This window comes from Megasphaera jansseni (genome assembly GCF_047974155.1).
Classification (GTDB): Bacteria; Bacillota; Negativicutes; order Veillonellales; family Megasphaeraceae; genus Megasphaera.
Map to the genome: position 1 here is coordinate 1 of NZ_JBHYRR010000050.1, position 8,794 is coordinate 8,794.

Annotated in this window: 10 protein-coding genes; 1 reads left to right on the forward strand and 9 read right to left on the reverse strand. The window is 52.7% G+C overall.

The features are described from left to right. Positions 1–166: 166 nt before the first annotated feature. The 3 genes from ACE418_RS13025 to ACE418_RS13035 are packed head-to-tail and all read right to left on the reverse strand — an operon-like array spanning position 167 to position 2,075. On the reverse strand, positions 167–592 hold the full coding sequence (locus ACE418_RS13025) for a Fur family transcriptional regulator (protein WP_416451010.1): 426 nt from the start codon (positions 590–592) through the stop codon (positions 167–169). Further along, entirely contained in the window at positions 589–1,407 is an 819-nt protein-coding gene (locus ACE418_RS13030; RefSeq protein ID WP_298588544.1) for a metal ABC transporter permease, read from the reverse strand. Before ACE418_RS13030 ends, ACE418_RS13025 begins: the two co-directional genes overlap by 4 nt. Continuing rightward, positions 1,407–2,075: a metal ABC transporter ATP-binding protein gene (locus ACE418_RS13035; protein WP_292262524.1), complete on the reverse strand. Its 669-nt coding sequence runs from the start codon at positions 2,073–2,075 to the stop codon at positions 1,407–1,409. Before ACE418_RS13035 ends, ACE418_RS13030 begins: the two co-directional genes overlap by 1 nt. Before the next feature lie 131 nt (positions 2,076–2,206). Between ACE418_RS13035 and ACE418_RS13040 the strand changes: the two genes are divergently transcribed. After that, positions 2,207–3,133: a metal ABC transporter substrate-binding protein gene (locus ACE418_RS13040; protein ID WP_416451011.1), complete on the forward strand. Its 927-nt coding sequence runs from the start codon at positions 2,207–2,209 to the stop codon at positions 3,131–3,133. On the opposite strand, the gene ACE418_RS13045 is transcribed toward ACE418_RS13040, so the two are convergent. The 6 genes from ACE418_RS13045 to ACE418_RS13070 are packed head-to-tail and all read right to left on the reverse strand — an operon-like array spanning position 3,130 to position 8,499. Next, positions 3,130–5,217 carry a BglG family transcription antiterminator gene (locus ACE418_RS13045; protein ID WP_416451012.1) on the reverse strand — a complete coding sequence of 696 codons (2,088 nt, stop codon included), beginning with the start codon at positions 5,215–5,217 and terminating at the stop codon, positions 3,130–3,132. The genes ACE418_RS13040 and ACE418_RS13045 overlap by 4 nt on opposite strands. 9 nt (positions 5,218–5,226) lie before the next feature. Further along, entirely contained in the window at positions 5,227–5,766 is a 540-nt protein-coding gene (hxlB, locus tag ACE418_RS13050) for a 6-phospho-3-hexuloisomerase (protein ID WP_416451013.1), read from the reverse strand. Beyond that, positions 5,766–6,413: a ribulose-phosphate 3-epimerase gene (gene rpe / locus ACE418_RS13055; RefSeq protein ID WP_416451014.1), complete on the reverse strand. Its 648-nt coding sequence runs from the start codon at positions 6,411–6,413 to the stop codon at positions 5,766–5,768. Before rpe ends, hxlB begins: the two co-directional genes overlap by 1 nt. A 6-nt stretch (positions 6,414–6,419) precedes the next feature. After that, on the reverse strand, positions 6,420–6,893 hold the full coding sequence (locus tag ACE418_RS13060) for a PTS sugar transporter subunit IIA (RefSeq protein WP_416451015.1): 474 nt from the start codon (positions 6,891–6,893) through the stop codon (positions 6,420–6,422). 30 nt (positions 6,894–6,923) lie between these two features. Then, positions 6,924–8,180 carry a PTS transporter subunit IIC gene (locus ACE418_RS13065; RefSeq protein ID WP_416451016.1) on the reverse strand — a complete coding sequence of 419 codons (1,257 nt, stop codon included), beginning with the start codon at positions 8,178–8,180 and terminating at the stop codon, positions 6,924–6,926. A gap of 22 nt (positions 8,181–8,202) precedes the next feature. Next, positions 8,203–8,499: a PTS sugar transporter subunit IIB gene (locus tag ACE418_RS13070; protein ID WP_416451017.1), complete on the reverse strand. Its 297-nt coding sequence runs from the start codon at positions 8,497–8,499 to the stop codon at positions 8,203–8,205. Positions 8,500–8,794 lie beyond the last annotated feature (295 nt).

Here is an 8,794-nt window from a genome sequence, read left to right on the forward strand (position 1 = left end):
GAGTCAAACTGGTGTCTTTGTACCCGGATTTAAGCAAATGACCGTTTGTTGTATATATGGAAGAGGCTATACACTAGTGGCTGACTGCTAACCCCTAACGGCTAACTGCTAACCCCTAACTGCTAACTGCTACTGCTACTGCTACTGCTACTGCTACTGCTAACAATCATCTCCCCTTCTTACATTCCGGGCAATAGCCGTAGAGTTCCAGGTTATGGCCGACGATGTCGAATTGTGTCTTTTGGGCCACTTCTTTTTCATAGGCGCTGAGCGGGCAATGGGCCAGGTCCACGACTTTGTGGCATTGTAAACAGATGAGCCGGTGCGTATGGCCGGGACGGCGGAGGGAAAAGCCGTATTTCCCTTCATCGGGTAGGAAGATTTTTTCGGTCAGTTTACGATCTGTAAACATCTCCAGGATACGGTACACGGTGGAAAAATTGACCTTACAGCCTTGTTCCAACAGAGCCGAATAGACGGTTTCGACGGTCACGACGCTGGTTTCCCGGCTCAGGATGGCCAAGACACCATTGCGGGCCTTTGTGCTCTTCAGGCCATGTTCACGTAAACAGGCTTTATAATCATCACTCATGGACGGCGCCTCTTTTCTTGCAGCGAAAAGACACATTCTTTATAGGCAATGACCAGGAGCAGCATGGCAACCGATGTCAGTGCCGTAACGCCGCCAGGAGCGGCATCGATATAGTACGACAGCAAAAGACCGGACAGGATGTCGATGAAGCTGAAGACGACGGAATAAATGAGAGTCCGCCGGAAACCTTTGCGCAGCTGCAGGGCCGTCGCCACGGGCAGGGCGATGAGAGAGCTGATGACCAGGATGCCGACGATGCGGATAGAAACGGAAATCGTCGCCGCTACCAGGACGGCAAAGATATAATTGATGAGCTTGCTGCGGACGCCGGCAATCTGAGCCCCGTCTTCATCAAAGGTCAGCATGACCAGCTGAGGATAGAGCTTGGCAATGACGGCCAGGGAAATGACACTGAGGGCGACGACGGAGTAGACATCGCCTGTCGAAACGGTCAGGATGCTGCCGAACAAGAAGGATTCTACATTCGTATGGACCAGTCCGGCGCTGATGATGGTGATGGCAATGCCCACCGAGAGCGATAGGATGATGACCAGGATGAGCTCGGCATAACGGCGGAAGCGGCGGCGCAGGACTTCGATGAGGATGCCGAAGAAACTCGTCAGGCCAAAGGCACTGAGAACGGGGTTCCAGTCAAAGAGGAGGCCTACAGCCACACCGGCCAGGGACGCATGCGACAAGGCATCGCCGATCATGGAATAGCGGCGCAAGACCAGGAAAATGCCGATGAGCGGGCAGACGATAGAAATGAGCAGGGCTACGATAAAAGCATTCTGCATAAAGGCGTATTCAAACATCACTTATCCCCTCCCATCGTGGCCGACACGTATTCATCGAGATAGGCCTTGGGCGAACAGAAATGGCCGCGGCCGCCGACGACATGGAACATCTTCGTCGAATTGCGGACGGCGAACTTCAAGTTGTGTTCGACCGTAATGACCGTGACGCCTTTATTTTCATTTAAATCTTTAATGAACGGATAGAGTTCTTCCTGACTGCGCACATCGATACCCGTCGACGGTTCATCGAAGATGAGCAGGTCCGGATGGCCCATGAGAGCCCGGGCGATGAGGACTTTCTGGCACTGGCCGCCGGACAGGTTGCCGATGAGCTGGTCCTTCAAAGAATAGACATTCATCTGTTCCAGGCAGTCCCGGATGATTTCTTTATGCTTCAAGTGCAGGACCTGGCGATAACAATTGAGGACTTCCCAGACCGTAATCGGGAACTGGCTGTTCAGCGTCTCAAAGCGCTGGGGCACATAGGCCCGGTGACGATAGGTATTGGAAATCGACCCCCGGCTCGGTGACAACAGGCCCAGGATGAGCTTGATGAGCGTGCTCTTGCCACTGCCGTTTTCACCGACGACGGAAATATAGTCGCCGTCTCGGATGGTCATGTTGACATCTTCTAACAGGTACTGCCCGTGTTCATAGGCGAAATAAACGTGCTGTAAATCAATCATGGCTTGCCTCCCTTGTCAATAATCTCGAGCCCTTATTATAGCCCCGTCTAAACGAAAATGCAAGGCATTTGCAAATAATTGACAAAAAAAGGCGTCCGTGATACGATGGACGCCATAGGAGGTCTCTCATTATGTTGTTTCACACCCTCAGCCGCCTGGCCCGTTACGGCATGGTCCTGGCGGCCTGCTTATGCATCATCGGCCTGGCTGGCTGCGGTCCCGCCGCCGATGTCCCTGATGACGGGAAATTAAAAGTCGCTGTCACTTTCGACGCCTTGAAAGAATTTACCCAGGCCGTCGGCGGCGATAAAGTCGATGTCTATACGCTCATTCCTGACGGGACGGAACCCCATGAATTCCAGCCGACGACGCAGACCATTAAACATCTCGGTAAATCCCAGCTCTTCGTTTACAGCGGCCTGGGCATGGAACCATGGGCCCCTAAGGTCGTCGAGGCGGCCAAGAACACGGCCCTCCACACTGTCAACGCCTCTCAGGGCGTCACGCCCATTGCCCTGACCGATGAAGAAGACATCAAAGAACACGGCGCTTACGACCCGCACATCTGGCTCAGCCTGGTAAACGCCCAGATCGAAGTTTCCAACATCACGGCCGCCCTGGCCGAAGCCGATCCGGCCAATGCCGACTATTACCGCAACAATGCGGCGAATTACAAGAAACAGCTCCAGGCCTTGCAAGACGAATACGCCCGTAAATTCGCCACGGTCCCCCGCAAGGATTTCGTCACCGGTCATGCCGCCTTTGCCTACCTCTGCCGTGACTTCGGCCTGACCCAGCACAGCGTCGAGTCCGTCTTTTCCAGCGGCGAGCCCAGTGCCCGCCAGCTGGCCCGCCTGGCCGACTATTGCCGGGCCAATGACGTGCGGACGATTTTCGTCGAAGACATGGTCAGCCCGAAGACGTCGGAAACACTGGCCCGCGAAGTCGGCGCCCGCGTCGAAACGATCCATACCATCGAAACGAGTGAAGACGACGAATCGTATCTGGACCGTATGCGCGACAACCTGGAAAAAATCTACGCCAGCAGCCTGCGCTAAGTCGCACTGCCGACGAGGATGTCGGCAATTTTCTGATAGACCGCACTGGCCGTCGGGCAGCTGCTGAGACGGCGGATATGGGCTTCATCCTGGCCAAGGGCAATGATTTCCTTGAACAGATCCAAATACGACGTATCGCCTTTCTGGCAGAAGAAGAAAAGCAGGTGCACTACTTCCCCATCTTCAAAGCGTATGCCGTCACGGCATACGAGGAGGCTGATGCCATCGGCATGGACGCCGGCTTCTTTGCGGGCGTGAGCCAGGGCGATGTGCTGGGCTACAATGATATAATTGCCATATTCTTCGACATTGTCGATGGCTTCATCGACATAAGCCTTATCGAAAAAGCCGTCGCGGATCATATCATCGGAGACACGGCGCATGGCGTCGTGCCATTCCATCGCTTCCGGTTCGACGAGGATATACTGGCATTTGAGCATGCGCAGCAGCATCGACGACTGGGTCAGGCGCTGGCGCAGGAAGGCATTGGCCAGCAGCTTTTCCAGCTCCCCGTTGAGAAAGGCGATGCTGTCAGGGGTCCCCGTTTCGTAAAGCTGGCGCAGGCGCGATAAGAGCGGCTGTGTATCTGTCTGGCCGCTGCCGTTCTCTTTCTGCTTTTCAATCTGGAAAGCCTGCTGCTGGACGCGCTTGATGTCATCGACGGTCATGAGCGGGCTTACGACGACGACTGGCAGCGGGCACGGCGCAATAGTTACCGTGGAGATGACGAAATCTACATTCCCGTACTCCTCTGCATGTTTCTGTACCTTCTTGGCCGGCAGGGTATCGACAATATTAAAATTGAAATAATTGCGAACCTGAGCTTCCAGGTATTTCCCCGTCGCCATGCTGCCCGGACAAGAAATAAGGACGCGGAATCCCATCCGGCACTGCTGATTGCGGAGCAGGGCCGCGCAGATGTGGACGATGATGCTGTCCTTCATATGCTCGTTCATGGCGTAGGGCAGGTATTGTTCTAAAATATAGAATTTTCCTTCAGCCATCTTCCGGACCTGGATAAAGGTTTCCGATTCCCCATAATCCTGTTCAAAATTGAAATCCGAGTCCTTCCAGGTATCCATACTCTTGATATGGGACAACAGGGAATGGATGAGTAAATTGTCGGTCAGCAAGTCGATGCCCATTTCCTGGCTCAATTCCAGGAGAAAATGGCAGATAATGCCATACAGTTCAAAATCATTGATACTTTCTTTCTTCGGCATCAGGCCCCGGCGGACGATGAGCGATTCGATGGCCCGGATATCCACCAGCGTAATGGAATCGCAGCCGGCATTATGCGCCGTGTCCTCGATGATGTGACCGATGACATCCAGTGCCATGCCGGAGGCATCGCCCCTTTCCTGTTCATGCGGGAAGGCATGGAGCTGCATTTCGTTGAGCAATACGAAGATACAGATAGCCGTTTCGAAAAAGACATCTTTCGCAAAGATGACGTTGTGCGAGCGGACATATTCATTCATATAGTAAATAATGTCGGCCAGCCCGTAGACGTATCCCATTTTCCTCAAAATAAACTGGACAAAAAAAGTCTTTTCGTGGTGCAAGTCAGGGATGAGCGCACAAAACATGTCGATGAGCATGGGCGCCATCTTTTCCGGCGTCCCTTCCAGGCGTATCCCCTTCTTGCTCTTGGCCACAAACGAAAGGCCATAGGGCGTGACATATTCCTCGACGACCTTGTAGTCATTGATGATCGTATTGCGGGTCACATAGAGTTCATCGGCCAGGAGCTGCATGGGATAATACCGGTCCTGCTGGAGCAGCGTGACAATGATATATACTTTGCGTTCCTCCAGGGACATCTTATACGTATAAGGGGTCATGCTGTACATCTGGTGGACCAGTGTCCGCAGGGCGCCGCGGCGGACCAGGCGTAAGGAATGGTTGTTAAAGGAGAGGGCGGCCTTAGCCTCCCCCTCATCAGCGAAATCGAGAATTTCCTGGATATCCTTGCGCAGCGTTTTTTCCGAAATCATATATTCTTTTGTCAGCTTTTCAACGGTCAGCCCTTCATTCGGATTCTTGAGAAGCCGCTGAAGGATTTCCGTACTTCTCTTTTTCATAATCGTCCCTCACTCTAAATTGGCATGGCGGCTGGCCATGGCATCGTTGCTGCCGCTGTGGACCTGACTCATACGCAGGACCAGGCTGTCGAAGACGACGAGCAGCATCTGTTCGAAGAGGCTGCCTAACGGCTGGATACTGGCATCGGACGTCGCAAATTTCGTAGCAGACCGGATGATGATATCCGGTTTTTGTAATTTTGCCAGCGGCGATTCCGGAGAAGCCGTAATGACACATAAGGCAGCCCCATCCTTCAAAGCCGCTTCTGCCGTCATGCAGACACTGGCCGTCGTCCCGGATGCCGAAGCGACGATGAGCAGGTCGCCGCTGCCGATGGAAGGCGTCGTCGTTTCTCCGACAACGTATGCCGTCATGCCCAGCTGCATCAGGCGCATGGCAAAGGTCTTGAGCATCAGCCCGGACCGGCCCGTCCCGTAGACGAAGATGCGCCCATGGGACCGGATCTTGTCGATAATGCCCTGTAACTGGTCTTCCTTCAGGCTCTGAGAAGCCCGTGCCAGTTCATCAATAATGACTTGTGTTTCCATTATAGCACCGCCTTCCGCAATTTATCCATGTTATTGGCAATATCCTTGAATAAAAATCCACCCGAAACGAAGACATTCGCCCCTGCTTCATAGCAATCGCAGATGGTCTTGTCGTCAATGCTGCCGTCGACTTCCAAGTCGATATCCCGGTCGCCGATCATGGTATTGACCCAGCGGATTTTTTCGACGACAGACTGCAGGAAATGCTGTCCCCCTTCTCCCGGATTGACGGTCATCAATAAAATCATATCGACGTCATCCAAAAGATAACGGATCGTATCTTCCGACGTGGCCGGGCTGAGGACGACACCGGCTTTCTTGCCCAGCTTGTGGATGAGCTGCATGCAACTGAGCAGCCGTGTCGTCGCTTCCTGATGGACCGTAATGATGTCGGCTCCGGCTTCGGCAATCGCCGGGATATGGATTTCCGGATTGTCGATCATCAAGTGGACATCGAGGGGCAGGCTGGTCATCCGGCGAATCTGGCGGATATGGTCGGCACCAAAGGCCATGCGCGGTACGAAGTGCCCATCCATGACGTCGACGTGGAGCATGTCTGCTTTTCCCTTTTCTAAGGTTTGGATGTCATCGGCAAAGTTTGCCAAATCAGCGGCAAACAGGGATGGCGATAATTTAAATTGTCTCATAGTCAGTTATGCCTCCTGTGCAGTTTCTTCGTCGGCCGGGACCAGGTGCTCTTGTAAATAGGTAATGACTTGGTCGTCCGGCAGGATCCGGCATTTCTGCAGCGATTCCGTATCGCCGAGAAAAGCCATCATATTCGTCAGGACATCGATGTGTTCGTTAGGATCACAGATGGCCAGATTAAAGATCATGTCGGTCTGTATCGTTTCCGTATCGTCATCCATACGCCGGAAAGTAACGGGATGGTCCAGTTTCAAGAAACAAATGCAGTTTTCCATGATGCTGTCGTCTTTACAATGCGGGATAGCCGTCGGGATATCTGTCGGCAGGCCCGTAGGGAACTCTTTTTCCCTTGCGACACATTTCTCGATGAAACTGTCTGCGACGATGCCAGCCTGGCGCAGGACTTTCCCACAGATACGGATTGCCTCTTCGGCCGTATCCGCCGTACCGTGAGCGACTAAAAAACGTAACGTTGCCATAAGGAATATCACTTCTTTCTCTATCAATCGTCAGTGAATCAATTTATCAATAGCCGAAATCAAGAGGTTGCCCGGATTCCAGCCAAAATGCGAAGCCGTAACCATACCGTCGAAATGGACGCCAGTGACAGACATCATCTGTGTCGCTTCATCGGCAAAGAGATTGGCAAAGAACAAGGTCATATACATGACGATGATCATGCAGATGAGGCTGCGGAAGACATTGCCATTGCTGTTCATGACACACATCGGGGCCAGGTAGCAGACTTCTGCCAGGATGCCCAGCGGGAAAAAGCGCATATCCGGAACCAAAAAGGCCAAGAGGATGGTCATGGGGATCATGATAGCCGTGCAGGTAATGCAGCTCGGATCACCCAGCCCCAGGGCGATATCCATGCCGATGTAGAGGTCCGAATCTTCGCCGATATGACTCTTCATATAGGCGTTGGCTGCTGTCCCCAGCGGCGATAACCCTTCCATCATGATGCCGACCATGCGCGGAATGAGGACCATGACGGCTGCGATGCCCATGCAGATAGTCAAAATAGACGGGACAGGCTGATGGGTCAGGACGCCCAAGAAGACGCCGACGATGAGGCCGATGAAGGCAGGATCCCCGAAGACGCCGAGTTTTGATTCTACCTTACTCAGATCGACATCAATGTCACGGATGCCGGGAATGCGGTCCATGATCCAGTTCAGGCCATATGTAATCGGGTAAACCCAGGAAGAAAAGGCCAGCGTCGTGCACGTCGTCCCTTCCAGTCCAAAGAACTCGCCCCATTTCGGCGCTAATTTCTGAGCAAAGAACAAGGTGACGACCGACAACAAGAGGGTCACGCCGAAGCCGAGCCAGGCGCTGCCGAATAAGGCATAGGCCAAGGCGCCGGGAACGAGGAAATGCATATAGTTCCAAATATCGACGTTGAGGACCTTGGTGATTTTCAGCCGTACCAGAATCAGATTGATGATGACGATGGCCGGAATGGCGAAGACGGCAAAGGGGACGGTCCAGGAAGCACCGCCTAAAGCTGCAAAGCCGATTTCCAGCACGTCATAGCCGGAACCCATCTGTTCATAATAGGTCATGACCGGTTTTATCGTCGTAATGAGCAGATTGACGGCCAGGCACAAGCCCTGGAAGCCGATGCCGACCATCAGACCGGCTTTAGCAGCCGGTCCGACTTTCATCTTGAAGAATACGCCTAAAATCGTGATGACGAAGGGCAGCATGACAGCCGCACCGAGATTGATGAAACTCTGAAAGAAATCCAACAATGCGTCCATAAAGCTCTCTCCTTTCTAGCAGTTATTCCGAAAGCTGCTTGAGCATGGCCGTAACGTCGGCTTTGACTTTCTCTTCGTTGACGCCGGATACGAGGCCGAAGACGCTGAGATAAGGCTTATCCAGGGGTTTGCGGTAATTAGCTGTCGTCAATACCAAATCCACATCCTGCTGCCGGGCCGGTACTTCGGCCAGCGTGCATTTAATGATGGAAATAGGGATACCGGCTTCAGCTGCCAATTTTTCTACTTTTTCCTTTGCAATCGTCGAGGTCGCTACCCCGCTGCCACATGCTACCATTACTTTTACTGTTTTTGCCATGATGAACTCCTCCTTAAAAATCATGTTCTTTTCATTCGTAAGCCGAGTACTGTACTTCGTTTACCTTTCGTTGACACCTTCACTATACCATTCTCCCCGGCAGAAGAACAGACAAAAAGACGCCCCCTGGCGAGGCGTCTTTTTTGCTAATCAAAGATATGCCATTTTCCTTTTGCTCATATATAGTAATATTTTATCCCAGCTTCGCCAGAAGACTTCTTCCTCTTAGGTAGGGGCATCAATAGCGATGGATTTCGCAGGTTCGATGCCTGCGAAATCCACCCTATGTCTTTTC

Coding starts and splice junctions, on each gene's coding strand:
- ACE418_RS13025 (WP_416451010.1), bottom strand. CDS start 592: ATGAGTGATGATTATAAAGCCTGTTTACGTGAACATGGCCTGAAGAGC.
- ACE418_RS13030 (WP_298588544.1), bottom strand. CDS start 1,407: ATGTTTGAATACGCCTTTATGCAGAATGCTTTTATCGTAGCCCTGCTC.
- ACE418_RS13035 (WP_292262524.1), bottom strand. CDS start 2,075: ATGATTGATTTACAGCACGTTTATTTCGCCTATGAACACGGGCAGTAC.
- ACE418_RS13040 (WP_416451011.1), top strand. CDS start 2,207: ATGTTGTTTCACACCCTCAGCCGCCTGGCCCGTTACGGCATGGTCCTG.
- ACE418_RS13045 (WP_416451012.1), bottom strand. CDS start 5,217: ATGAAAAAGAGAAGTACGGAAATCCTTCAGCGGCTTCTCAAGAATCCG.
- hxlB (WP_416451013.1), bottom strand. CDS start 5,766: ATGGAAACACAAGTCATTATTGATGAACTGGCACGGGCTTCTCAGAGC.
- rpe (WP_416451014.1), bottom strand. CDS start 6,413: ATGAGACAATTTAAATTATCGCCATCCCTGTTTGCCGCTGATTTGGCA.
- ACE418_RS13060 (WP_416451015.1), bottom strand. CDS start 6,893: ATGGCAACGTTACGTTTTTTAGTCGCTCACGGTACGGCGGATACGGCC.
- ACE418_RS13065 (WP_416451016.1), bottom strand. CDS start 8,180: ATGGACGCATTGTTGGATTTCTTTCAGAGTTTCATCAATCTCGGTGCG.
- ACE418_RS13070 (WP_416451017.1), bottom strand. CDS start 8,499: ATGGCAAAAACAGTAAAAGTAATGGTAGCATGTGGCAGCGGGGTAGCG.